The sequence below is a fragment of the Rhodococcus sp. MSC1_016 genome, from assembly GCF_023667485.2.
Taxonomy (GTDB): domain Bacteria; phylum Actinomycetota; class Actinomycetes; order Mycobacteriales; family Mycobacteriaceae; genus Rhodococcus_F; species Rhodococcus_F oxybenzonivorans.
The window spans coordinates 4,983,207-5,006,850 of sequence record NZ_JAMOZI020000001.1; the positions used below are offsets into that span (position 1 = coordinate 4,983,207).

General features: G+C 65.7%; 25 protein-coding genes, 1 tRNA gene and 1 pseudogene. 10 read left to right on the forward strand and 17 right to left on the reverse strand.

What is annotated here, in order from left to right:
• Positions 1–57: 57 nt before the first annotated feature.
• On the forward strand, positions 58–924 hold the full coding sequence (locus tag L1080_RS23125) for a cyclopropane mycolic acid synthase family methyltransferase (protein ID WP_250765393.1): 867 nt from the start codon (positions 58–60) through the stop codon (positions 922–924).
• 9 nt (positions 925–933) lie between these two features.
• Here L1080_RS23125 and L1080_RS23130 read toward each other — a convergent pair whose 3' ends face one another.
• The 4 genes from L1080_RS23130 to L1080_RS23145 form a co-directional block, all read right to left on the reverse strand.
• Positions 934–2,889, reverse strand: a complete 1,956-nt coding sequence (locus tag L1080_RS23130; protein ID WP_250765396.1) for an ABC transporter ATP-binding protein — start codon at positions 2,887–2,889, stop codon at positions 934–936.
• A complete protein-coding gene (locus L1080_RS23135; RefSeq protein ID WP_250765397.1) occupies positions 2,886–4,619 on the reverse strand; it encodes an ABC transporter ATP-binding protein in 1,734 nt (577 codons plus the stop codon). The genes L1080_RS23130 and L1080_RS23135 overlap by 4 nt, the downstream gene beginning before the upstream one ends.
• A 110-nt stretch (positions 4,620–4,729) precedes the next feature.
• Positions 4,730–7,078 (reverse strand): MMPL family transporter, encoded by a 2,349-nt coding sequence (locus tag L1080_RS23140; protein WP_250765399.1) that lies wholly within the window; start codon positions 7,076–7,078, stop codon positions 4,730–4,732.
• 48 nt (positions 7,079–7,126) lie between these two features.
• The gene (locus L1080_RS23145; RefSeq protein ID WP_109326193.1) at positions 7,127–7,729 is read right to left on the reverse strand and encodes a TetR/AcrR family transcriptional regulator; all 603 of its coding nucleotides are present in this window, start codon (positions 7,727–7,729) and stop codon (positions 7,127–7,129) included.
• Between the two features lie 120 nt (positions 7,730–7,849).
• Here L1080_RS23145 and L1080_RS23150 point away from each other — a divergent pair, with 120 nt between their 5' ends.
• Positions 7,850–8,665: a class I SAM-dependent methyltransferase gene (locus L1080_RS23150; RefSeq protein WP_250765401.1), complete on the forward strand. Its 816-nt coding sequence runs from the start codon at positions 7,850–7,852 to the stop codon at positions 8,663–8,665.
• 10 nt (positions 8,666–8,675) lie between these two features.
• Here L1080_RS23150 and L1080_RS23155 read toward each other — a convergent pair whose 3' ends face one another.
• A complete protein-coding gene (locus L1080_RS23155) occupies positions 8,676–9,173 on the reverse strand; it encodes an RrF2 family transcriptional regulator (protein WP_159918885.1) in 498 nt (165 codons plus the stop codon).
• A 39-nt stretch (positions 9,174–9,212) separates the two neighbouring features.
• Between L1080_RS23155 and L1080_RS23160 the strand changes: the two are divergent.
• Positions 9,213–9,529, forward strand: a pseudogene (locus L1080_RS23160) (sterol desaturase family protein); the annotation flags it as partial.
• Here L1080_RS23160 and L1080_RS23165 read toward each other — a convergent pair.
• From L1080_RS23165 to L1080_RS23185, 5 genes are all read right to left on the reverse strand, one after another.
• Positions 9,461–10,147: a YceI family protein gene (locus L1080_RS23165; RefSeq protein ID WP_250765406.1), complete on the reverse strand. Its 687-nt coding sequence runs from the start codon at positions 10,145–10,147 to the stop codon at positions 9,461–9,463. The pseudogene L1080_RS23160 and the gene L1080_RS23165 overlap by 69 nt on opposite strands.
• 135 nt (positions 10,148–10,282) lie before the next feature.
• Entirely contained in the window at positions 10,283–10,870 is a 588-nt protein-coding gene (locus L1080_RS23170; RefSeq protein WP_250765409.1) for a DUF3618 domain-containing protein, read from the reverse strand.
• Positions 10,867–11,292, reverse strand: coding sequence for a phage holin family protein (locus L1080_RS23175; protein WP_159918882.1), 426 nt, complete (start codon positions 11,290–11,292; stop codon positions 10,867–10,869). Before L1080_RS23175 ends, L1080_RS23170 begins: the two co-directional genes overlap by 4 nt.
• Entirely contained in the window at positions 11,289–12,170 is an 882-nt protein-coding gene (locus L1080_RS23180; protein WP_250765411.1) for a hypothetical protein, read from the reverse strand. The genes L1080_RS23175 and L1080_RS23180 overlap by 4 nt, the downstream gene beginning before the upstream one ends.
• 213 nt (positions 12,171–12,383) lie before the next feature.
• Positions 12,384–13,049: a TetR/AcrR family transcriptional regulator gene (locus L1080_RS23185; protein ID WP_159918881.1), complete on the reverse strand. Its 666-nt coding sequence runs from the start codon at positions 13,047–13,049 to the stop codon at positions 12,384–12,386.
• A 211-nt stretch (positions 13,050–13,260) separates the two neighbouring features.
• Between L1080_RS23185 and L1080_RS23190 the strand changes: the two genes are divergently transcribed.
• Positions 13,261–14,199 (forward strand): metal-dependent hydrolase, encoded by a 939-nt coding sequence (locus L1080_RS23190; RefSeq protein WP_159918880.1) that lies wholly within the window; start codon positions 13,261–13,263, stop codon positions 14,197–14,199.
• Complete coding sequence (locus tag L1080_RS23195) at positions 14,199–15,356, forward strand: hypothetical protein (RefSeq protein WP_250765414.1); 1,158 nt, start codon at positions 14,199–14,201, stop codon at positions 15,354–15,356. The genes L1080_RS23190 and L1080_RS23195 overlap by 1 nt, the downstream gene beginning before the upstream one ends.
• 53 nt (positions 15,357–15,409) lie before the next feature.
• On the opposite strand, the gene L1080_RS23200 is transcribed toward L1080_RS23195, so the two are convergent.
• The 4 genes from L1080_RS23200 to L1080_RS23215 form a co-directional block, all read right to left on the reverse strand.
• Positions 15,410–15,500: transfer RNA gene (locus tag L1080_RS23200), tRNA-Ser, on the reverse strand.
• Positions 15,501–15,556: 56 nt separating this feature from the next.
• On the reverse strand, positions 15,557–15,748 hold the full coding sequence (locus L1080_RS23205) for a CsbD family protein (RefSeq protein ID WP_159918878.1): 192 nt from the start codon (positions 15,746–15,748) through the stop codon (positions 15,557–15,559).
• Positions 15,749–15,886: 138 nt separating this feature from the next.
• The gene (locus L1080_RS23210) at positions 15,887–16,345 is read right to left on the reverse strand and encodes a nucleoside deaminase (protein ID WP_109326169.1); all 459 of its coding nucleotides are present in this window, start codon (positions 16,343–16,345) and stop codon (positions 15,887–15,889) included.
• Between the two features lie 10 nt (positions 16,346–16,355).
• Positions 16,356–16,895, reverse strand: coding sequence for a tRNA adenosine deaminase-associated protein (locus L1080_RS23215; RefSeq protein ID WP_159918877.1), 540 nt, complete (start codon positions 16,893–16,895; stop codon positions 16,356–16,358).
• Between the two features lie 49 nt (positions 16,896–16,944).
• On the opposite strand from L1080_RS23215, the gene L1080_RS23220 reads away from it, so the two are divergent.
• The gene (locus L1080_RS23220) at positions 16,945–17,913 is read left to right on the forward strand and encodes a prephenate dehydrogenase (RefSeq protein WP_250766524.1); all 969 of its coding nucleotides are present in this window, start codon (positions 16,945–16,947) and stop codon (positions 17,911–17,913) included.
• 49 nt (positions 17,914–17,962) lie between these two features.
• Here L1080_RS23220 and L1080_RS23225 read toward each other — a convergent pair whose 3' ends face one another.
• Both L1080_RS23225 and L1080_RS23230 read right to left on the reverse strand, forming a co-directional pair.
• Complete coding sequence (locus L1080_RS23225; RefSeq protein ID WP_159918876.1) at positions 17,963–18,550, reverse strand: putative glycolipid-binding domain-containing protein; 588 nt, start codon at positions 18,548–18,550, stop codon at positions 17,963–17,965.
• Entirely contained in the window at positions 18,547–19,641 is a 1,095-nt protein-coding gene (locus L1080_RS23230; protein WP_250766527.1) for a hypothetical protein, read from the reverse strand. Before L1080_RS23230 ends, L1080_RS23225 begins: the two co-directional genes overlap by 4 nt.
• Positions 19,642–19,821: 180 nt before the next feature.
• On the opposite strand from L1080_RS23230, the gene L1080_RS23235 reads away from it, so the two are divergent.
• The 4 genes from L1080_RS23235 (at position 19,822) to L1080_RS23250 (ending at position 22,498) form a co-directional block, all read left to right on the forward strand.
• Positions 19,822–20,967 carry a DNA cytosine methyltransferase gene (locus tag L1080_RS23235; protein ID WP_213577398.1) on the forward strand — a complete coding sequence of 382 codons (1,146 nt, stop codon included), beginning with the start codon at positions 19,822–19,824 and terminating at the stop codon, positions 20,965–20,967.
• Between the two features lie 19 nt (positions 20,968–20,986).
• Positions 20,987–21,400: a very short patch repair endonuclease gene (locus L1080_RS23240; RefSeq protein WP_159918875.1), complete on the forward strand. Its 414-nt coding sequence runs from the start codon at positions 20,987–20,989 to the stop codon at positions 21,398–21,400.
• Positions 21,401–21,508: 108 nt separating this feature from the next.
• Positions 21,509–21,775, forward strand: coding sequence for a hypothetical protein (locus L1080_RS23245; protein WP_236603355.1), 267 nt, complete (start codon positions 21,509–21,511; stop codon positions 21,773–21,775).
• Between the two features lie 66 nt (positions 21,776–21,841).
• Complete coding sequence (locus L1080_RS23250) at positions 21,842–22,498, forward strand: class I SAM-dependent methyltransferase (RefSeq protein ID WP_250765417.1); 657 nt, start codon at positions 21,842–21,844, stop codon at positions 22,496–22,498.
• Positions 22,499–22,802: 304 nt separating this feature from the next.
• Here L1080_RS23250 and L1080_RS23255 read toward each other — a convergent pair whose 3' ends face one another.
• Positions 22,803–23,609 carry an NmrA family NAD(P)-binding protein gene (locus L1080_RS23255; RefSeq protein ID WP_250765420.1) on the reverse strand — a complete coding sequence of 269 codons (807 nt, stop codon included), beginning with the start codon at positions 23,607–23,609 and terminating at the stop codon, positions 22,803–22,805.
• Between the last annotated feature and the right edge of the window lie 35 nt (positions 23,610–23,644).

The following is a 23,644-nucleotide window of genomic DNA, read 5'->3' on the forward strand; positions in this document are numbered from 1 at the left end:
GAGGAGTCCTCCGGATCGCCCGGGAGGCGGCCGGCCCGAGGAGACAAGGGGTCAGGTATGTCGCACACAGCGTTGAAACCCTTCTATCGGCAGGTGCAGTCGCACTACGACCTTTCGGACGACTTTTTCGCACTGTTCCTCGACCCGACCATGACGTACAGCTGCGCGTACTTCGAACGCGAGGACATGACTCTGGAGGAGGCTCAGCGCGCGAAGATCGATCTGTCACTGGGCAAGTGCGATCTGCACCCCGGAATGACCCTTCTCGACATCGGGTGCGGCTGGGGCGCGGCGATGTTGCGGGCGATGGAGAAGTACGACGTCAACGTCGAAGGCCTCACGCTCAGCCGTAATCAGTACGACCACGTGAGCAGGCTGCTGGCGGACCATCCTGGTCCCCGGACGGGCCGAGTCCATCTCCGGGGATGGGAGGAATACCACGAAAAGGTGGACCGCATCGTCAGCATCGGCGCCTTCGAACACTTCCGGCGCGAACGGTACGACACCTTCTTCTCCAACTGCCACGACATGCTGCCGGACGACGGCCGGATGCTCCTGCACACGATCATCGGCCATCCCCTGTCGGCCCTGAAGGAGATGGGTATCCCGGTGACCCGCGAGAACGCCCTCTTCCACATCTTCATCAAGCGGCAGATCTTCCCCGGTGGCCAACTGCCCCAACCACAGTGGATCGAAGAAGCCGTCGACAAGGCGAACTTCCGGATCGAGCGGATTCAATCCTTGCAGCAGCACTACGTGCGGACGCTCGAGCACTGGGCCGACGCTCTGACGGCACGTCGCGCCGAGGCGATCGAGCTGTCCTCATCGGAAATGTATGAACGGTTCATGAAGTATCTTCTCGGCTGCGCCGCCCATTTCCGGTCCGGGCACATCGACGTCATGCAGTTCACCCTCGTCAAATAGGGAGACCGGTCAGACGTCGGCACCCACGAACTGGCTGTTGTACAGCCGGTAGTACGCGCCGCGGGCGATCAGCAGATCTTCGTGGCTGCCTTGCTCGACGATGCGTCCGTCCTCCATGACGACGATCAGATCGGCGTCGCGAATCGTCGACAGCCGGTGTGCGATCACGAAGCTGGTGCGGTCGCTGCGCAGGACCGCCGTGGCATGCTGCACCAGCAGTTCGGTACGGGTGTCCACCGAACTCGTCGCCTCGTCGAGGATCAGGATCGACGGCTGCGAGATGAAGGCGCGCGCAATCGTGATCAGCTGCTTCTCACCCGCGCTGATGTTGCTACCTTCCTCGTCGATGACGGTGTCGTAGCCGTCGGGCAGCGAGTGGACGAAACGGTCGACGTAGGTGATCCGTGCCGCCGCAAGAATCTCCTCCTCCGTGGCATCGGGCCGGCCGTAGGCGATGTTGTCGCGGATGGTGCCCCCGAACAACCAGGCGTCCTGCAACACCATGCCGATCCGGGACCGCAGGTCGTCCCGAGACATCTCGGCGATGTCGACACCGTCGAGGAGGATCCTGCCGCCGTCGAGGTCGTAGAACCGCAGAATGAGGTTGACCAGCGTGGTCTTTCCCGCGCCGGTCGGCCCCACGATCGCGACCATCTGTCCCGGCTCGGCCACCAGTGACAGGTTTTCGATCAGCGGCTTCTCCGGCGAGTAACTGAAGGAGACGTTCGAGAACTCCACGTGTCCCTTCGCCAGCTCGGGGGTCCGGGCGTCGAGCAAATCCGGCTCTTCCTCGTCCTCGTCGAGGATCGCGAACACCCGTTCGGCGGAGGCCACCCCCGACTGCATGAGGTTGACCATGGCACCGATCTGGGTGAGCGGCTGCGTGAACTGGCGGGAGTACTGGATGAACGCCTGCACGTCACCGAGGCTCATCGTGCCGGACGCCACCCGCATGCCGCCGAGGACGGCGATGGCCACGAAGTTGAGGTTTCCGAGGAACATGATCGCGGGCATGATGAGGCCCGAGATGAACTGCGCCCGGTAACTCGCTTGGTACAGGTTTTCGTTCTGTTCCTCGAACCGGGCCTCCACCTCCCGGCTGCGGCCGAACACGGTGACCAGTTCATGGCCGGTGAACGCCTCTTCGACCTCGGCGTTGAGCGCACCGGTCGATTTCCACTGCGCGACGAAATGCGTCTTGGACCGTTTCGCGATCTGCGCTGTCACCAGCACCGACAGCGGGACGGTGAGTACGGCGATGAGTGCGAGCAACGGCGAGATCACGATCATCATCACCAGGATGCCGATCACGGTCATGGCCGACACGATCAGCTGGCTCATCGTCTGCTGCAACGACTGCGACACGTTGTCGATGTCGTTGGTGACGCGACTGAGTAGGTCACCGCGGGAATGGGAATCGAAGTAGCGCAGCGGAAGCCGGTGGATCTTGCGTTCCACCTCGGCGCGCAGGTTCTTCACCACTCCCTGCACGACGATGTTGAGGAGGTACCCGGACAGCCACATGAATACGGACGACCCGACGTACAACGCGAGGACGATCGCGAGAACACGACCGAGTGCACCGAAGTCGATACCGACTCCGGGTATCACGGCCATGCCGGACACCATGTCCGCGAACGTGCCCTGCCCGTCGGCCCGCAGTGCGGCGACGGCCTGGTCCTTCGACATTCCCGCCGGCAACTGCTTGCCGACGATGCCGTCGAAGATGATGTTGGTGCCCTGACCGAGCAGGCGCGGCGCGATGGAGGTGAGCACCACCGCCACCCCGGCGACCAGAATGACGGTGCTCACGGCGATGCGATGCGGCCGCATCCGCCCCAGCAACCTCTTGGTGGACGGCCACAGAGCGTGCGGCTTGGAGCCGGGCGCTCCCGGCGCGACCGGCCCCGGGATCCGGGGGCCCGCCGGCTTCTCGGCGGTGGCGGTGCTCGTGCGATCGCTCATAGGGCTTCCTGAATCGATCGTTGGGATTCGACGATTTCGACGTAACAGGGGCAGGTGTCGAGCAGGTGGTCGTGGGTACCGATTCCGACGATGGCGCCGTCCTCGAGCACCACGATCTGGTCGGCCTCCACGATGGTCGACACCCGTTGCGCCACAAGGATCACGCAGGCGTCCGCCGTTTCCGGTTCGAGTGCGGCGCGCAGGCGGGCGTCGGTGGTGAGGTCGAGAGCGGAGAACGAATCGTCGAAGAGATAGATCGACGGGCGGCGTACCAGAGCCCGCGCGATGGCCAGTCGCTGTCGCTGCCCACCCGACACGGTGGTGCCCCCCTGCGCGATGGGGGTGTCCAGGCCCTCCGGCATCGCCCGGACGAAATCGGCGGCCTGCGCGATCTCCAGCGCGTGCCACAACTCCTCGTCGCTCGCGTCAGGTTTGCCGTACCGCAGATTGGTGGCGACGGTGCCCGAGAACAGATACGGCCGTTGCGGAACCAAACCGATCCCCGACCGCAGAACGTCGAGGTCGAGGCGCCGGACGTCGATATCGGAGACGGTGACGGTGCCGGCCGTGGCGTCGATGAGGCGGGGGATCAGCGAGAGCAGCGTGGTCTTACCCGATCCGGTGCCGCCGATGATCGCGGTGGTTTTGCCCGGTTCTGCCCGGAAGCTGATGTCGCGGAGCACCGGTTCGTCGGCGCCGGGGAACTTGAATTGCGCGTCGCGCAGCTCCACCACCCCCGGATGCTCGATCCGGGTGACAGGTTCGGCCGGCGGGACCACGGTCGACTCGGTGGCCAGAACCTCACCGATGCGTTCTGCACACACCGTCGCCCGCGGTGCCATCATCGCGATGAACGAGGCCATCATCACCGACATCAGGATCTGCATGATGTAGCTGAGCATCGCCGTCAGCGAACCGATCTGCATACTGCCGCTGTCGATTTCGTGCCCGCCGAACCAGATGACGGCCACGCTGGTGATATTGGCGATCACCATGACCAGGGGAAACATGATCGCGGTGAGGCGGCCGACGCGCAGGGCGGTCTGGGTGAGTTGTTCGTTGGCCGTCTCGAAACGTTCGATCTCGGAGCGTTCACGGACGAACGCCCGGACCACGCGGATGCCGGTGATCTGCTCGCGCAGAACTCGGTTGACACCGTCGATCCGGGTCTGCATCTCACGGAAGGCGGGCACCATCCGCGAGATCACGAACCCCATGGACAATCCGAGGACCGGCACGGTGACGGCGAGAATCCAGGCGAGCCCGACGTCCTCGCGTATCGACATCGCAATGCCGCCGATACACATGATCGGGGCCATCACCAGAATGGTGCAGCTCATCACGACGAGCATCTGCACCTGCTGCACGTCGTTGGTGTTCCGGGTGATCAGCGACGGTGCACCGAAGCGGCCGAATTCACGGGACGAGAAGCTACCGACCTGATGCATCACCGCCCGGCGCACGTCACGCCCGAAGCCCATGGCCGCGCGCGCACCGAAGTACACGGAACCGATGGAACACACAATCTGGACGACGGTGACGAGCAACATGACCCCACCCGTCCACAGGATGTAACCGGTGTCGCCCTTCGTGACCCCGTTGTCGATGAGGTCGGCATTGAGGCTGGGGAGGTAGAGCGCGGCCGCCGTCGCGACCAGTTGGAACAGGACCACCAGCATCAGTTCCCGCTTGTACGGGCGAAGGTAGGTGGAGAGCAAACGGTTCAGCATGGGCTGCGATCCTGACGCGTCATCATGATCTTCGAAGGTTACCGGGCCTACGGCCTCGTGCGCCTTTCTGGTAGTTGGGGCTACCAGAAAGGCGCACGGGCGCGGAGCGCCTACCGCGTGGGCTGGAGCGCGTCGTCCGACTCGGGGAGCGCCTGGCGCAGCTTCTCGCCCTCGATGTCGACGTTGGGCAGGATCTTGTCGAGCCACTTGGGCAGCCACCAGGCCTTGTCGCCGAGCAGCGCCATGACCGACGGGATGATCACCATCCTGACCACGAAGGCGTCGAAGAACACGGCCACCGCCAGGGCGAAGCCGATCGACTTGATGAACGAGTTGGGTTCGGCGATGAAGGCGGCGAACACCGACATCATGATGACGGCCGCTGCGCTGACGACGCGGGCGCCGTGGTTGAAGCCGACGGTGACGGCCTGCTTCGCGGTCGCACCGTGGACGTACTCCTCGCGCATCCGGGTCACCAGGAACACCTGGTAGTCCATCGCGAGCCCGAACACCACTCCGATCAGGAAGATCGGCATGAAGCTCACGATCGGTTGCGGGTTGGCGATGAGGCCTCCCCAGCCTTCCTGGAATACGGCGACCGTGGCACCGAAGGTCGCGGCGACGCTGAGCAGGAAGCCGAGCGTTGCCGTCAGCGGCACCAGTATCGAGCGGAACACCAGCAGCAGCAGGAGGAAGGCGAGACCCACGACCACGGCGAGGTACGGAATCAGCGCATCCTGCAGCGTCTCGGACACGTCACCTTCGAGGGCGGTCTGCCCGGTGACGCCGTAGTTGACGCCGATCGAATCGTGCAGTGCGGTTTCCGCACCGCGAATGTTGTTGACCAGGTCCATCGTTGCCGGGTCACTGGGTGCACTGGTCGGTGTCACCAGGATTTGCGCGGTGTCACCCGCCCGGTTCACGCCCACGATCTGAGCGTTCGACACATCGTCCTGCGCCGAGATGGTGTTCACCACTTCGTCGAACGCGGCAGCCGGTGTGCCGGAGGTGAGGTCCTTGGCGTCGACGACGACGAGCAGGGGACCGTTCTTGCCGGGACCGAATCCTTCGCCGACCAGGTCGTAGGCCTGCCGTGAGCTGGTGGCGGGGTCGCCTGTGCCCTCACTCGGAAGAGCGAGGCTGAGTCCCGTCGCGGGAATGGCGAGTGCGCCCAGCAGCACGACACCGGCGATCAACGGAATGGCGGGTCTGCGCACCACTGCGCTGATGTACCGCAGCGCGAAGCTCGGCTTACCCTCGTCGTCTTCGAGGTCACGACTCTGCAGAAAGGGAATCTTTCCGGCAAATGCCTTGCGTCCGAACAACCCGAGGATGGCAGGCAGCAGTGTGAGCGCGATCATGACGGCGATGAGCACCGTGAACGCGGCAGCCGCACCCATGTCCGTGAGGAACGGGATTCCGACGACGCGCAGCGCGATCAGCGCGATGATGACCGTGAGACCGGCGAACACCACGGCGGAACCGGCGGTGCCGACCGCACGTCCTGCCGCTTCCGAGCGATCCGAGGTGAGGGAGAGTTCGTGTCGGAAACGGGACACGATGAACAGTGAGTAGTCGATGGCGACCGCGAGGCCGATCATGATGGCCAGGGTGGGCGTCATCGAACTCAGGTCGGTGAACCCGGTGGCCACGGTGATTCCCAGGCTGCCGATCATGATTCCGATGATCGCGGTGATCAAGGGGAGACCGGCTGCGACGAGCGAGCCGAACGTCAAGGCCAGAACCACGGCCGCCACACCGATTCCGACGAGCTCGGTGGCGCCGCCCGGCGGTTCGGCATCGTTGGCGGCCGATCCACTGATCTCGACGGTCAGGCCGGCGTTGCGGCCGGCGTCAGCCGCCGACGAGATCTGTTCGCGCAGAGCCTTGTCCACGTCGCCCATGTCGCCCTTGAAGGGCACCTCGACGTAGCCGACGGTCCTGTCCGCGTTCAGCGGTGACAGCGCCTGTGCGTTCGCGACGGCCGTCTCCTCGCTGATCCCCTTGTCCGCGGCGGAGGACTTCGCCATGTCGAGGAGCTGCGTGTTCGCCTCGACCGGGTTGACCAGTGCCTGCGCGGCGTCGGCTCCCGAAGCGACTGCGGGATCGACCTTGGCTGCATCCTGGACCTGTTCGATTCCCCGCACCTTGGCGAGCACGGCGTCCATCGCCTGCCGGCTCTGTTCACTCTCCAGGGTCTGCCCCTCGGGTGCGGCAAAGACGAACCTGGCGCTCACCGCTTCCATGGGGTTGTTGCCTGCCGCTTCGGGGAAGCGCTCGGCCATCAAGTCCTGCGCCTGCTGCGCGGGGGTGCCGGGAATGGAGAACGAGTCCTTGGTGGGACCCGACAGGGTTGCCGCCCCGACACCCATGAGGACGAGGATCACCAACCAGACGCTGATGACCGCACCTTTTCGCCGGTAGGCGAATCTGCCGATCCGATAGAGATAGGTGGCCACTGGAGGCTCCTTCTGAGTCGGTGGAACGAGGGGTTCGGGCGCAACCGGTTACGGCTGCGGGATTCCCTGACGGAGTTGACGCATGGCGTCGCGGACCAGCTCTTCGGGTCCGCTCGCACCCGATTTGCCGCTCATCCACAGATCGAGCGACACCTTGCATGCCGAGCCGACTGCCATGTGCAGCAGGTTGGGGTAGAGGTCGGTGTCGATATTGGTGCCCGTCCGTTCGGCGATCACCTCACCGACCAGGCGGGTCACCCGAAGATGCACCTCGAGCTTCTTCGCGAGCAGCGCGGGGCTGGTCTCGACGAGCTCCATCATCACGACGGTCTCTTCGAGGGGTTTCGCGGGATCGGTGACGATCTGGACCACCACGTGTTCGAGGGAATCCCAGATCGGCTCGTCTTCCGGACGAGCGCGGAGCAGGTTCACCCAGTCGTGAACGGACTCCTCGAAATGCGCCAGTACCGCCTCTTCCTTGCTGGAGAAGTAGTTGTGAAACGTCCGAGTCGACACACCCGCCTCGGACGCGATGGCGTCGGCGGTGACGCATTCGATGCCCAGCGCCCGGGCCAGGCGCGCGGCGGCACCGCTGAGAGCCGCGCGAGTAGCGGCTTTCTTACGGTCCCGCAGTCCCATTTCCGAAATCACCCCATCCACCGTACAGAACTTGCAGAGCTCTGCAATTTTGCAGAGGAGTGCAATTTCTATGACGTTGACCACTCGACCGTTCGGCTGTGCTCGCCGTCACCGCTGAACTACCGTGGATTCATGGCAGATTCGGCCGTGCCGCTGTCGTTCCGGTCCGACGAAATTGACCGAAACGCCCTCGAACAACTCGCCTCCGTCCTCGACATCCAGGCCGAGCGGCCGGGAATCCGACGTCTGCGCGCCTGGTCCCACGACGCCCTCCATCTCGAACCGGGTGAACACACGCTCGACATCGGCTCCGGAACCGGATCGGAGACGCGGGCAATGGCTTATGCCGTCGGTGCGGCGGGGCGAGCGATCGGGCTGGACCCGAATCCCGGAATGGTGCTCCTCGCGCGCGAACGGACGGAGGCCGCGCGGTCGACGGCGCAGTTCGTCGTCGGCACCGCCTATTCCCTACCCTTTGCAACGAGCAGTCTGGACGCCGTGCGCTGCGAGCGGGTCTTCCAGCATTTGACCGAGCCGGAGCGAGCGGCAGCGGAAGTGGCGCGCGTCGTGAAACCGGGCGGAAGAGCCGTGATCCTCGACAGCGACTGGGGAACGGCGATACTGCACCCGGGTGATCCCGACGTTCTCGCACGCATCACCGACGTGATGCTGACGAACACCGCGAATCCGTATTCGGGCCGGCTTCTGCCGGGTCAGTTGACGCGGGCCGGACTCGTCGTCGAGGACACAGGTTCGCAGGCACTGATGCAGGAACCCGGCGACGCCACGGGTCCACTGGTCACGATGATGATGGATGCGGCGGTGGCCGAAGGTGCGATCTCCCCCGCCGAACGGAGAGCCCTTCTCGAGCAGCTGGAGTCCGGCGCCCACACCGGCGACTTTCACATGTCCGTGACGATGTTCGGGTACCTCGCACGCAAGCCCTGAGCCCACACGATCAGCCGCGCTGTGCGTCCTCGGCCGCCGGTGCAGCCACACGGGGGCGGCGCTCCCACGCGCCGGGATCCGCGGTGAGTGCGGTGAGGAAGTCCGGGAGCCGCTGCTCCGCGATGTCGGCGACACTCACGTTCTCGAGTACCGCACGCAGGTTCACTCGCACGGCGATCCACACGTCTTGCAGCTTGGCCGCCGGCCCGCCGTATTCCACGTCCTCGGGCCTCTCGCCGCGCACCGAGGCCAGAGGCCCCTCGACGGTACGAATCACGTCGGCGATGGAGATGTCCGACGCCGGACGGGCCAGCCAGTAGCCGCCGTCGGGTCCGCGCCTGCTGTTCACGAGCCCCCCGCGCCGGAGGTCGGCGAGCACGGCTTCGAGGAATTTGTGCGGAATGGTCTGCGCATGCGCGAGGAACTCGGCTTTGGACGGTGACGGCCCGGCCGCGGCCAATTCGATGAGGGTCCGCACGGCGTAGTCCACCTTGGCGGTGATGTGCACACCGAATTCCTATCACCTGAGTATGAAAAGGAGCAAACGTGCCACGGCTGCGACCCGAGTATCTCGACCGCAACTACGCCGGAATCCTCATCGTGTGGGACAGGATGTTCGGCACCTTCCGGGCCGAAACCCACTGCCCCACTTATGAGCTCACCAAGCCGGTCGGGACGTACAACATCTGGAAGCTGCAGACCAATGAGTACGCCGCGATCGGGCGGGACTGGCGCAACGCGCGGTCGTGGCGAGACAAACTCGGCTACGTGTTCGGGCCGCCCGGATGGGCGCCGTCAGGATCGCGCCAGGCTGATCAGGAAGTCCACCGTGCCGCGGCCGTCCACGGTCACGAAGCCCAGTGACGGTGGCTGCACTCCGAAGTCGGTCCAGGTGACCGGGATGCTGCCTGAGGCGATGAGGTCGTCGCCGGAACGCAGAACCTCGATGTCCACCGTGACCGGGCGCGATTGTCCCTTGAGCGTCAGGGTGCCCTGGGCGGTCACCGTCCCCACCGAACCGTCTTCGGGAAGACCGGACAGGTCGACCGGCTCGTCGACGGTGAATGTGGCTGTCGGATGGGTGTCGGTGTCCATCACGTTGCCGCGGAACTGATCGTCCCGACGCGACTGATCGGTGGTGATACCGGCGACCTGCACGTTCACCTCTCCGGCGGTCAGCTTCTCGCCCTCGACGGTGGCCGAACCGGCGACCTCACCTGTGGAACCGACCACCGTCACGCTCGCGCCGTTGAGGATTTCGTGGACGGTGTATCCCGCGGCGGTCTGGTTCGGTGCCTCACCGGGTACGACCGTCCACTGCCCGTCGACCGACGCGGAAGCCGCCTCGGCGCCCTCGGTCGACACCGATGCCGCCGGCGCGTCGTCCTCGGCGATGAACTGACCGTATGCCCACGGGCCGACCAGGACCGCGAGCACGAGAACGGCAACGACTCCGCCGATGGCCCACCACAGCTTCTTCATGCAGACAGGGTAGTTGCAGCTTCAATGGCTGTCACTCGGTTCGCGCGTTGGAGTCGCTGGTGCATCGCCGAACCCACCGGGACATACGCGTGCCCCGCTCGGGTGGGAACCCGAACGGGGCGACGGTATTCCGGGTCAGCGTTGCTGTTCTCGGACCGTGTCCTTCGCATCGGCCGCACGGCCCTGCACGTCCTGGGCGGCGGACGTTCCCTCCGACTTCACGGTGTCCGCGGCATCGGCCACCGTCTCCTTGACCGCTTGGGTGGCGTTCTGGGCGGGTTCCTTCAGGTTCTGGGCCGCGTCCTTCGCGACGTCGGTCAGTTCCTGCGTAAGGGGCTCGGCCTTCTCTTTCACCGCGAGAGCGGCCTCCTGTTCGCGCTCACTCGCGGGAAGCATCGATGCCACCAGCAACCCGGCACCGAAGGCGATCAGTCCGGCCGCCAACGGGTTGCCCTGCGTGTGCTGGCGCACCGCGCGCGGAGCTGACTGAGCGGCGTCGGCGGCGGAACTCTGCGCGTCGGCGAGGCTGGAGCCGGCGTCCTGCGCGGACCCCATCACGCGGTCGCGCACCCCGCCGACCGCGCTGGTCATCCTGCCCACCTTTCTCTTCGCAATGGTGGTGGGGTTCGCTTCCCGAGCGAGGGTGTCCACGTCGGCGCTGAGATTACGGCGCGTGCGTTCGATGTCGGCGCGGATACGGTCGGGGTCCTGGCTGGTGGTCATGGCGACTCCTGGGGGTGAGGGGTGAGCGCGTCGGGAATTTTCTTGGCGGTGTCGGTGGTCTGCGGGAGGCCCCGCGCCTTCTTCAGTGCCGCGCGGCCGAGTACGGCCAGAACGGCGGCGATGATCGCCCACACGAGCATGACAACCAGCGCGGACCAGCCGCGTCCGATCGCATTGCCGAGGCTCCACCATGCGGCAATGGACAGGAAGAGCACCGCAAAGTGCGCGGCTACCGCGGCGCCGGCCAGCATGCCCGCGCCCTTACCGACGCGATTGGCGGTCTGCGTCGCTTCGGCTTTCGCGAGCGCCACTTCTTGACGCATCAGGACGGTGAGATCTTCGCTGACGTTCGACAGCAACTCGCCGATGGAGGGCGGCTCTGTGCCGTTTCCTTCGGTGTGGGATCCGTAGGGTGCGCTCATCGCGTCACGTCCGGGCCGGCCGGCGGGTACCCGGTCTCGGGGTAGCCGGATTCCTGCGTGTATCCGGGCTGCTGGGTGTAGCCGGGCTGCCCGGTGTATCCGGGTTGGGCGTACCCCGGTTCCGTGTATCCGGGCTGCTGCGAGTAACCCGGCTGCTGGGTGTAGCCGGGCTGTGGTGAAGGTGGATATTGGGAGGGCGGGTACTGCGGCGGCGCGTCGTACAGACGCTGCGGCTCCGGAGGGAGTGCTCCCGCATCCGGAACCTCCGGCGGCCACTGTTCACCCTGACCTGCGCGGGCACGGTTCGGCGCGGCGGCACCACTATCGTCGTTCGCCGCCATCAACGAGCGGCCCAGTCGACCGGCGAGCAACCCGGCGCCGGCGGCGAGAGCGAGGAAGGTGCCCGGTTTGCGCCGCGCGAAACGTGTCACTTCATCGAGAACGTGCCCGGGTTCGCGGTCGTCCAGCCACGAGGCGATGGCGTGTGTTTTTTCGGCGACCTGCTTCGTGAGATCGGTCGCCATCCCGGACTGGTCCGAGTTCCTCGCCATCGATCCGAACTCGTCACCGAGGGCCCGAAGACCCGACGCCACTCGCTTCTGCTGCGTAGCCGCCTGATCAGTCAATTCGCTCCGTGTTTGCTGCAGAAGGTCTTTAGCCTGCTGTGTCGCCTCGCCGGCGACATTCTGCGCTTGTTCACCTGCGACACCGGCGACGTGCTTACCCGCCCCGGCCGCATCACTCGCGACCTCACTCGCCTGCTGCTTCGCGACGTCCGTCGTCGACTCGTCCTGTGTGCGCGTTGTGGGCGTGTGCGTCGTGGGACCGGCCCACGCACCCGCTTGGTCTTGTGTGGGGTTACCACCGGGAATAGTCATGTGTTGGCCCTGCCTCCTGCGTGAACGTGTGTACGCGTCGGTCCGTCCGAAGCGGACGTGTTGTTGCAGTTACCCCACACCATCGACCCGAAACAGGCAGCGGCACATCGATCCAGGATCTCGGGAAATATGTCGGCGTACAGAGAATTCACCGGCGAAAGGTGAGATCATGCGGCGTCGAACTCGGCAACGCGCACGAAGTAGCCACGCTTGCTACTGCAGGAACTGAGAGCCGCCGCGGGCAGTGCTGTCGGCAGCACGTCGAGTCGGTGCGACGGGCTGCTGCGGGGCGATCGCAGGCCCCATCCAGCGTCTGAGATATCGCCGCATCTCATCGTCGCTCCTCGGCGGATTCCCCGGGGAAACGAAGAACGACTGCATGGTTCGTAGGACGTACTCGACGAGATCCGCGAGAGCGGGGTCGTCGTACCCGCAGCCCTCCCAGTCGACGTCGAAGCGCTTGATCATCGTCATCCCGAAGGTGCGCGCCTCGTGCGAGGTGATGCCCTCGGGATCGACGTTCGAGTACGAGCTCGACAGCAGTATGCCGAGGTGGGGTGTGCGACGCACCTCGGTCAGTGTGTACACCACTGCCTCGATCATCGCGTCGACCGGATCCTCGATGCCTTTCACCTGCCGGGTCAGGCGATCGAGAAATCCGTCGACGGACGCGATGGCGGCCGCCCTCATCAGTGCGTCGGCGCTGGGAAAGTATCGGTAGACCGTCTGGCGGATGACGCCGAGCGACTCCGCCACATCCGCGATGCTGATCGCCGAACCCGTTTGTCCGATCAATTCGACTGCGGCGGCAACGATTCGGCGGGACGCTTCGTCATCGTCACCGGGTGGACTACCGCCCCAGCCGCGCCTTCGTGCCACTGCCGCTTCCTCGGATCGAGTTCTGTCCGTCGGGCGCGCAGAACCCACGGCGGGAGCGCGCCCATCCAGATGAACGGCGACGCTACCACAGAGCCCCGTCGCCATTTCGAACTCGAGCTTCGAAAGTAATCATACAGATACGCCGCCGTATGTATGATCGTCGCCACTGAGGCTTCCATCCAGCCCGTTTCGAAAGACGAGGTATCGCACCGTGACCGATCTACAAGTCCGAAAGATGCGCTTCGCGTTCGCGGATTACGACGTGCCGTTCGTGTGGAACGAGGAGAATCCGGCCTTCTCGAGCATGGCCAACGCGGTCTCGTTCCTGGCGATCGGCTTCGAGAAGATGATCGTGAAAATGATTCTCCAAACCAAGCCGCTCATCACCGATTCTGCAGTTGCCGAGGAGGCGGACGCCTTCATGCGGCAGGAAGGGCAGCACTCGACGGCTCACCGCCAGCACGTCAAGGCACTGATCGATCGATACCCGGGACTTCAGGAGACCCTGGACGAGGTGATCGGAGAATTCGACCGGCTCACCGCCCAGACCTCGCTCAACTATCGACTGGCGTACACCGCCGACTTGGAAGCGACCTTCACTCCGGTGTTCAAGCTGATGCTCGACAACGATTCCACTCTGTTCCGGCCCGGAGACGACCGGGTCGCGTCCCTGTTCATCTGGCACTTCGTCGAGGAAGTGGAACACCGAAGTTCTGCGCTCATCATCTTCGATTCCGTCGTCGGGAGTGACATGTACCGGATGCGGATGGCCCCGTCGATCTTCCGGCACGTGCTGAAAGTGATCCGGATCGCCTGCGAAGGCTTCAATCGGCACGTCCCGCTCGAGGATCGCAAGGTCGATGCGCTGTCGATGTTCGCCTCGTACCGGCGTCAGCAGAACCTGCGCAAGCGGTTGCCCCTGCTGCGCGTCGAGGACAACGGCCCGATGATGCGCGCGTTCGACGATCTCCCGCTCGGCAAGCAACTCACCGCGTTGGTGGGCATCATCCGCAGCCAGCTGCCGCGGCACAACCCGGATCACGAGAAGCTGCCCGCACTCGCCGACGTGTGGTTCGAGCGCTACGAGGCCGGCTACGATGTCACGCACTGGTATTCCGCCGACACGGCCGCGTCTTCGGAGGCGCGCTGATGGCCGATCATTGCTCACCCACATTCGACCAACTCGCATCGGCGCTCGGCTTCTCGTGCGAGGAAGCCGGTGGGCTCGTCGAGGTCCGTAACCCACTGGCGTTGGAAAACTGGACACTGCCTGTCCTCGAGCTCACCATCGTTCTCGGCTCTGTGCTCGCGCTCGTCGTCGCGATCGTGCGCTTGCGACGGATGGGCGATCCCACCAACCTGGTGCTCTGGTTCGGCGCAACCGCTTACCTGTTCATCATCGAGCCGCCGCTGTACTTCCCCGCCGCCTTCGGCATCGAGGACCACGTGGACACGATGTTCGCGCACAACGTGTTCACCGTGGAGTTCCTCTGGGGCCGACTCCCGCTGTACATCATCGCGATCTACCCGCTGATGGCCACGATGGCCTTCGAGATCGTCAGAATGCTCGGTGTCTTCCGCCGGTACGGAGTGCTCGCCGGCGCGGTCTGCGTGGGCTTCGTCCACCACGCCTTCTACGAGATCTTCGACCATCTCGGCCCGCAACTGCGGTGGTGGGAGTGGTCGACCGAGAATCCGATCAATCAACCGCTGTTCGATTCCGTGCCACTGCCGAGTGTCGTCGTGTTCGCTGCGTTGTGGCCGATGTCGCTTGCGTTCTGCGTGCAATTCTTCGTCGGCCGTCACGTCGACGAGGGCCGGCGCTTCTCCGGTCCCGAACTAGTGTGGCGCACAGTCGTCATCGGTGTCCTGGCGTCGCTGGGCACGTTCATCCTGCCGCTCCCGGCGACGGTCTTCGGAATGGGCAGCACCACCGCCCGCGCCGTTCTCTACGCAGCGGAACTTCTCGTCGTCACCGTCGTCGCGATCTGGATTCTCGTCCGTCAATGGATGCGGCTGCGTGGGGAGAACACGGATGGTCCCGCATACACCAACCACTTCGTCCAGCGCTACAGCGTGGTGTACCTGAGCGTGATGGCGCTGCTCTGGGCCACGGCGTTGCCCGACTACTTCGGGGCGGTCGACGGCGTCACGGACAACGGCGACCCGGTGGGCAACCTCTGGTACACACTCGCCTGCTTCACCGTCGCGGTCCTGTGCCTCGTCGCCACCTTCACCGTGCCGCGCAGAAATACCGCAGGGAGCGACACTGCTTCCGCCGGCGCACCCGCCGCAACAGGCCCGTAAACGCGAGAAAGCCCCTGACCCGGTCTCGAGGACCGGATCAGGGGCTTTGCCCTTGGCGGTGGCGGAGGGATTTGAACCCTCGGACGGGGGTTACCCGTCACACGCTTTCGAGGCGTGCTCCTTAGGCCGCTCGGACACGCCACCGCCGGTGACTTTACCGGATGTGACGCCCGAGCCTGAAATCGCCAGGTGGAGCCGCTTTACGTGAGCTTGTCCTTGAGGTTCGACGCGGCGTCCTTGACCTTCTCGCCGGCGTCCTTGACCGCGGACGACGCCTGATCGGCCTTGCCCTCGTCGCGCAGGTCCTTGTCGTTGGTGGCCTTGCCGGTGGTTTCCTTCGCCTGACCCTTGAGGTCTTCGGCCTTGTTCGATGCTTTGTCTGCGATTCCCATGAGATACCTCCGTGAATCCGTTTCGGACCCGGTGCCGGGCCCGGCGGCGCCTCGTTCGGCGCCTGTCTCCAGAGAAGCACGGATCGTGGCGACCCGGCTACACACTGTCGAGTACCCCACGAAAACGTTTGAAACCGGTCAGCGCCGTTCTCGGAAGAAATCCTCGAGAATTCCAGCACACTCGTCTTCGAGAACACCCCCACGGACCTGCGGCCGATGGGTGAGCCGGCGGTCGCGGACGACGTCCCAGAGGGAGCCGACTGCTCCCGTTTTCGGTTCCCACGCGCCGAAGACGACACGCGACACCCGCGCGAGCACGAGCGCTCCGGCGCACATCGTGCACGGTTCGAGGGTTACGGCCAGCGTCGTGCCCTCGAGGCGCCACCCGTCGCCGTAGACCCTGGCAGCCTCCCGGAGCGCCATGATCTCCGCGTGTGCTGTCGGGTCCGACATCGCCTCGCGTGAGTTCACCGCACGCGACACCTCGACCCCGTCGGCGTCGAACACCACGGCGCCCACTGGTACATCGGCGTCGGTGGCGGCGCGCGCAGCCTCGATTGCCACGCGGATCATCCGCTCGTCGTCCTGGAGTGTCACCGGACGAGAACTATCGCGGAAGTTTGTCGAGAACCCCCGACAGCTCCGTGGTGAAGCCGAGCCGCTGAGCGATCATGCCCAGCTGCTCGTCCGGGTACAGGTCGGTTTCGGCGGTGATCACGGCCAGCACCGGTTCGGGGAGCCCGAGGTCGGCGAGGAGCGAGAGATCACCCTCCTCCCACGGCTCGACGTCGTCGAGGTCGTCCGGGTCGATGTCCGGCACCTCGATGTTCAGCGCATCCAGGACATCCGCTGCGATGTCGTAATCGATGGCCGCGGTCGCGTCGGACAGCAGCAGTCGCGTGCCCGACGGCGCCGGCCGCAGAATGATGAAGAATTCGTCGTCCACGTCCAGCAGACCGAAGAACGCGCCCGCGCTGCGGAGGGACCGTAATTCCTCCTCCGCGGCGCTCAAACTGGTCAGAGCAGCCGAGCTGAGGGCCTTGACCTTCCATCGGCCGTCCTCGTGTACTACCGCGACACCGAAGCCCTCCAGATCCTCAGCCCGATCCGACGAGGCGCTGTTGTTTCCCGCGCGCTGTGCACCCATGAGCGCAACGGTAGCCCGCGGGGTGCCGGTAAATGAAGTCCGTACACGAATGTGCCAACCTGAGCAGGTGTCAGATACCGCTTCCGCACCTCCGGTGTGCGTCCTGGGCCTCGGTTTGATCGGCGGATCCCTCCTCCGTGCCGCAGTACGGGCGGGACGCGACGCGTGGGGCCACAATCGCTCCGCGCAGTCCGTCGAGGCCGCGCGGGCAGACGGATTCGACGCCGACACCGATCTGGTCGCGGTGCTCCAGAGGGCGTCGGCGGAATCGGCGCTCATCGTGATCGCCGTACCCGTCCCCGCCGTGGCAGCCACCCTGACCGCAATCGCCCTCTACGCCCCGAACTGCCCGATCACCGATGTGGTCAGTGTCAAAGCTGAAGTCGCGGCCGCGGCGGCCCGTCAAGGACTCGCCGACCGGTACGTGGGCGGGCACCCGATGGCCGGAACGTCGGCGTCGGGGTGGAGCGTCGGCAGCGCCGACCTGTTCCGGGAGGCGGTGTGGGTGGTCGGCACCGACGACGGCGTCGACCCCGGAATCTGGATGCAGGTGGCGCAGCTCGCCTTGGACTGCGGTTCCGTCGTCGTGCCCGCCGAATCCGCCGAACACGATCGGGCGGTGGCCCGGATCTCGCACCTCCCGCATCTGCTCGCCGAAACCCTGGCCGTGACCGGTGCGGCAGGTGGGCCGCTGGCACTGGGGCTGGCTGCGGGGTCGTTCCGGGACGGCACTCGCGTCGCCGGAAGCGCACCCGGCCTGGTCCGGGCCATGTGCGAGGGAAACCGGAGTGCGCTGCTCATCGCCCTCGACGAGGCGCTGGAACTGCTGCAGAGCGCGCGGACCGAACTGGCCGAGGAGTCGTCCACGGCGACGCTCGTCGACGCCGGACATGCCGCCCGCACCCGATACGACAATCAGGAGACCTGGGACATCACCGGCATCGTGCCCGGCGACGAGGGCTGGATCGAGGCGATGCGCGACGCGGGCCGCCGCGGGGGGCGGCTCCGCCGCCTGTGAGCCTTTCTGGTTGCCAGAGCTACCAGAAAGGCGCACGGGCGCGAAGCGCCTAAATCCGTTCCGCCAGCCCCGGGTAGTTGAGGATGAACCCTTCGGCGTCGACGGTGACCGACGAGCTGGACACCGGAGACAGGACGTGAATCCCGTCCGGACCGCTGCTGTAGGTGAGGATGGCGCCCTCGACCCGGAGGTCGAGGAGGTTGACGTAGACGACGGGCACCTGAATGTCCTCGGAGCCGAGGTGCATCCCGTACCGCCGGATCGGCAGAGTGTTGAAGAAGGGGCTGAGCACCATGTCCACGTCGAGGGCACCGTCGAATGTGGAGCGCTGATGGTGGGCACCGTGCTGCACCATCCAAGTGCCTTCCTCGTCGCGGCTGATCGACATCTGCCGCTCACCTGCGGCGACCGAGGTGCGCAGCGACAACCGGCGGGTGACGCCGCTTTCGTCGGTGACGAGGTCGTAGGAGGCGCTGAACGCGGGGTGCTCGGGACATGTGCCGCCGATGATGCGGCCGGCAGCCTTGATGCGGTCACCGCTGAGCTGGACACGCACAGATTCCATACGGGGTGCGTTTTCCGCCCGCCACGTCAGTACTGCAGGCCAGGACGGGGCACCGGAGTCTTGGATGCTCACCTGTCTACGGTAATCGACGACGGCTCGCGGGGTGGCAATGGGCCGAGTTTCGTTGCAGCAGAGTTGCCGAGATCGGCTGCACGGGCCCGATCCATCGCCGCGATGCGCGCGGAGAACACGATCAGGGCGCCCAGTCCGACGGCCACGTTGAGCAGCGCGCCGAATTCCTGGGCCACGAAATCGAACACCTCCGTGAGCAGCACGGTGACCAGCGCCGCGGACCGCAGGAACTGCAACGGCCACATCTTGCCGTTGCGCAGCCGCACCGTCGCGCTCCAGCACAGCACGAATGCGATGGCCGAACCGACGAGCTGACCGACGGTGGTGATGTCCGCTCCTGCGCCGCGCAGGTCGTCGTCGAGGGTGGTGACGGCGCTGATCAGACCGAGCGTGGAGAAGACGGTCAGCCCGACGGCAGCCGTCCACAGCATTCCCGGGCCCCTCGCGAACTCGGGTGTGGCACGCCGCGCGAGTTCGCGCACCGACGGCATTACCCGGCCTTGCCGATCGGGACAGCGGTCGAGCAGATCGGCAACGCACGCGACTGTCGACGCATCCGCTCCCGCCTCCCCCGCGCGGCGGAGTTGAGCGATGGCCTGCTCTCGCCGCACCCGGTCCAGCCCGCGGTCGAGGCCGCCCAGGGCGATGGCGGCAGCGTTGGCGACGTCCTCTGTGACGGTGGGCGGGCGCACGTCGTGCAGCCACCGATTGAGCAGCAGTAACACCACGATCACCACGTACATGATGGCGACGGACGGGCGGTAGAAGTAGTCGTTGGTCTTGGTGACGAACTTGCCGATCTCGTCGAGGAACAAGCCGAAACCGATGCCGCCGACGACGACGGCCACCACGCGCGGTTTCCGGCCGAGGAACGAGAACACCGTCACCAGAGCCACGATCATGCCGAGCCCGCCCCAGAGCACATGCGCGATGTGCAGAGAAGACCCGCCGACCTGGGGATAGCCCGTCAGGTGCAGGTAGGCGCGGGTGAGCAGGATCGTGAGGATGCCGATGATGACGAACGCCTCGACGAGCCCGCTGCCCTGGGCGTCGCGCACAAACAGCGACCTCTCGCGAAACCCGGGAATCATCGCGCCTCCCTGCGTACCCACCCTCCCGAAGTCTAGGTGGCTCCGCCACCCGTGAGTACTTGTTAACGCCCCGCTGTTAACAAGTACTCACGGGTCGTTGGTCAAAGTCGGTGCAGATCTCGAGTAACGTTCTCGGGTGACTGGTTCGTGAGGAAGGGTGCCGTGACGTCAACCGGGAGCATGGTGGGCCTGTTCGCCGGTATCGGCGGGCTCGAGTTGGGTCTCCGAGAGCACGGCTGGAACACCGAACTGCTCTGTGAGATCGATCCGGGCGCCCAGGCGGTTCTGCGTACCCGATTCCAGGACGTGCCGGTGCATTCCGACGTCACGAAGCTGCGGTCCCTCCCCCAGGACATCGAATTGGTCGCCGCCGGTTTCCCCTGCCAGGACCTGTCCCAGGCGGGGCGGACGGCCGGGATCACCGGCTCGCGTTCGAGTCTGGTGGACGAGGTGTTCCGACTGGTCAAACGCCGCAAGGGTCCCCGTTGGCTGCTCATCGAGAACGTGCCGTTCATGTTGCAGCTCGGTCGGGGCGCCGCTATGAGGCATATCACCGACGCCCTCGAGGACCTCGGGTACATGTGGGCGTACCGGGTGGTCGATGCCCGAGCCTTCGGACTTCCGCAGCGACGTCAGCGGGTCCTGATGCTCGCTTCGCGGACCGACGACCCTCGTCCGGTGCTGTTCGGTGAGGATGCCGGGGAACGCCCGGTGGGTGATCCGGCCGACTATCCCTGCGGCTTCTACTGGACCGAGGGCACCCGTGGGCTCGGCTGGGCGGTCAATGCGGTCCCGACGCTCAAAGGTGGCTCTTCCGTCGGGATCGCCAGTCCGCCGGCCGTGCGGTTGCCGTCGGGCGAAATCGTCACTCCGGGGCTGATCGACGCCGAACGGCTCCAGGGATTCGATCCCGACTGGACCGCTCCGGCCGCGCTCGTCCCCGGCCTGCGCAACAGCCATCGGTGGAAACTCGTCGGCAACGCCGTGAGCGTGCGGATGGCGTCGTGGGTGGGTGGACGTCTGGTGGCGCCGGACGCCTACGAGCGCAGCGTCGAGACTCCCCTGAATCCCGGCGACGCGTGGCCCGCTGCGGCGTGGGGGATGAACCGGCAGGCATTTCGGGTGCACATGTCGACGTGGCCGGTCCAAGAACCCTACGAGGATCTCAGCGGGTTCCTCGAGGACACCCGGCTGTTGTCCGCCCGCGCGACTGCAGGTTTCCTCAAACGGGCGCGGATGGGCAACCTGCGTTTCATTCCGGGCTTCATCGACGACGTCGAAAGTCATCTCGACCGTATGGGCGGGTTTCCGCAGGCTGCGGCCTGACGGACACCAAGCGTTCGCCATGCCGTCCACCGATCCCGCCACCAGCGCCCGGATGCGGGCGCAGCGGCGGCGAGATACCGCTCCCGAATTGGGGTTGCGGCGGGAGCTGCACCGCCGCGGGGTCCGATACTTCGTGGACCGGGCTCCGATGAAGGGCATCAGGCGACGCGCCGATCTGGTGTTTCCACGCCGCAAGGTGGCGGTGTACGTGGACGGCTGTTTCTGGCACAGCTGCCCGAAGCACGCCACCTTCCCGAAGAACAACGCCCAGTGGTGGGCCGACAAACTCGCCGGGAACGTCACCCGCGACCGAGATACCGACGCTCGACTCATCGAGTCCGGCTGGACGGTGGTGCGCATCTGGGAGCACGAGAACCCCATCGAGGCCGCCGACCGTGTGCAAGAGGCTTTGGGCACCGTCGAACTGCCCTGAACCGCTCGATGCGAAATTTTGCACCCTCGGGGGTATGGCTGCCCGGGAAAGTTCGGTGCAGGATGGGGTCATCGGAAAAATCCCACGCCTTACTCCCGGAGGAGCATCATGATCCGCCAGTTCTTCGCGGCGGCCTCCATTGCGCTCGCAGCGGCTGCCGTACCTTTGCTCGGTGTCGGTCCGTTCGCGGCGGCCGCACCGGGAGACACCTACATCAGCAATCCCGTGACCGACCCGGCGGATCAGGCGTTCTGTGACGATCAGGCAGCACTCGCCAACAATCTGTCGGCCAAGGGCGACTACGCGCGCGCCGACGGGGTCGCCTCTTCGGCGAACATGAGCGGTTGCCGCATCTTCACGTTCCAGGCCTCGTAGTCGCCGCACATTGCCGATTCGGCAACAGAACTTTCCTCTTGCGCCGGGTGCCCGCACAGTGGAGCCATGACGCACGTACATGAGCACGACCCCAGCGATTTCTACAGCCAAGAGTTCTGGGACGAGCGGTACAGCTCGACCGGCGCGGTGTGGAGCGGGAACCCCAACCAGCGCCTGGTGGAACAGACAGCGACGCTGATCCCGGGCCGCGCTCTGGACGTCGGCTGCGGCGAGGGGGCGGACGTCATCTGGCTGGCCTCGAACGGCTGGGACGCCACCGGAGTCGACGTGTCGACGGTGGCGCTCGAGCGCGCCGCCGCACGGGCAGCAGCGGCCGGCGCTGCGATCGCGGACCACACCACTTGGCAGCAGGTCGACATTCGATCGTGGGAGCCGCCCACCGAACAGTTCGATCTGGTATCCGCGCAGTTCATGCAACTGCCGGAGCCGGCGCGCGGCGAGCTGCACCGTCGCCTGGCCGCGGCCGTGCGGCCAGGCGGGCACCTGCTGATCGTGGGTCATCACCCCACCGATATGCACGCCTCGGTGGGCAGGCCCGATGTGCCGGACATCATGTTCACCGCCGAACAGGTGGCCGCCGTACTGGACCCCGAGAACTGGGAGATTCTCGTGTGCGCGGCCCCGGCGCGCGAGATCACCGACCCGGACGGAAACCTCGTCACCATCAAGGACGCGGTCCTGCACGCGGTCCGGCGTCACTGACCACCGTGCCTCTACGGTGGGGCAATACGTAGCTCCCTTGCCCCGGAACGAGGAACGATGGCCGATCTGTTCGTCAATGCGGCGGATGGCCCGGCCATCGTCTGCTGTTCGGTGTGCCGACTCCGTTGTTGCACACGGTAGGTCGCACTATCTGCCCGGGGATCCTGGCTACGACCGCATGTGGGCCACCATGAACGCCGCTACAGCGACTGCCAGAAATAGACGCCGTGCCCGATACCCGTTGCGGCTCTTACCCCCTCGCGCTGATCTGGTGACGGGACAACCAATCGGGATCCCGGATAATTTATCCGCCGAACTCGTGGACGTGCTCCGCTGCCCACCGGGTGAAGGTGGTGGCCGGTCGGCCGACGATGTCCTCGAATACAGAATTGGCCTGCTGGGGATGATCGACGAGGGTCGCCATGCCTTCGAGATACCACCGCGCGTACTCACCCATCGCGGGGGTGAGGACCTCGACCGCCTCCTCGAACGAGACCTGCCGGTACTCGATGTTGCGGCCGAGGGCCGCACCCAGCCGGCGAACCAGCTCCGCACGAAGCAACGTCTCCGGCCCCGTCAGCTCGTACGACTTGCCGATGTGTCCGTCCTCGAGCAGCGTCACCGCCGCCACCTCGGCGATGTCGTCCATGGCGATGGGGGCATTGCCTGCCGTCGGGAACGGCTCGCGAACCACCCCGGCGTCCTTGATCTGCGGTGCAAGTATTCCTGCGTTTTCCATGAATTCGCCGGGCCACAGATGGGTCCACGGTATGCCGGACGCCTCGACCGCCCGCGCCACGTCACCCCAGTGTCCGTCGTGCGGACCGGACAGGTCGACGAGGTGACGGACTCCTGCACGCGTTGCCACGGCGAGCACATCCTCGACCGTGTCGGGCGTCGGTGCCAGATACATGGACTCGACGCCATCGAATGCGGCCGGAAGGGTGTCGAGCCTACGGAGATAGCCGTGCACGACCTCGACTCCCGCGGGCAGGTGCGCCTTCTCTGGATGGTTGGTGAGTGCCCGGACATCGGTCGCACCCCGCGCGAGAAGATGATCGACGAGCATCCTGCCGATATTCCCGGTAGCACCGGTCACCAGAATCGTCACGGCACCACCGTACGCGCCGGCGGACGTGGGTTCCG